Raw genomic sequence first — 599 nt, forward strand, 5'->3', positions numbered from 1 at the left:
TGATTCATAAAGTCTGTCCATAGTGTGTAAGCCATTGGAGCAGCCCCCATTGGTAAACCTGGATGGCCTGAATTAGCATTTTCAATAGCATCAATAGCCAGGGTGCGAATGGTATTTATTGATAGTTCTTCTACATTTGATGACACGTAAATTCCCCTTCCTTGTCGAAACTTGTATAACCTATTCAATTCTATAATGAAAACTAGCTCGGAACAAGTATCATTTTAGCTTATTTAATCTATTAATTATTTCACTGATCCTTTTTATTATTCTTTTGCAGGTCTTTTACCTTTTGCGGGGTTACATCATTTCCTTCTGGATCCTTCACTGTCATTGTTTTAAATTGATTTTTAAAAGATGAGCGAACATTGCTTAGGTACTCTTCACGTAATCCTTTTTGTTCTTTTTTCTCTTCTACAGTTAACCCTTCATTTTTCGCTTTTTTTGAAAGTGCATTAATACGTTCCAATTTTTCTTTTGAAATCACAATATTACCTCCCTAACATATAAAAAAGCACGAACTTATACTAGTTCCTGCTTTTTAATATTACCGTTCTATTCTTGTTAATTCAAGCGTTATGGTATTCTTGGTACCTTCG

At 33.7% G+C, this 599-nt stretch carries 2 protein-coding genes; both read right to left on the minus strand.

Going from position 1 to position 599, the window contains the following annotated elements; genetic code table 11:
• A partial coding sequence (locus AC3G7N_RS21785; protein WP_489424215.1) for a thiamine pyrophosphate-binding protein occupies nucleotides 1–146 on the minus strand: 146 nt, incomplete at its 3' end.
• 104 nt (nucleotides 147–250) lie between these two features.
• Nucleotides 251–487: a DUF896 domain-containing protein gene (locus tag AC3G7N_RS21790; RefSeq protein WP_089062702.1), complete on the minus strand. Its 237-nt coding sequence runs from the start codon at nucleotides 485–487 to the stop codon at nucleotides 251–253.
• Nucleotides 488–599: the final 112 nt, after the last annotated feature.

It is taken from the genome of Virgibacillus carmonensis (assembly GCF_057836705.1).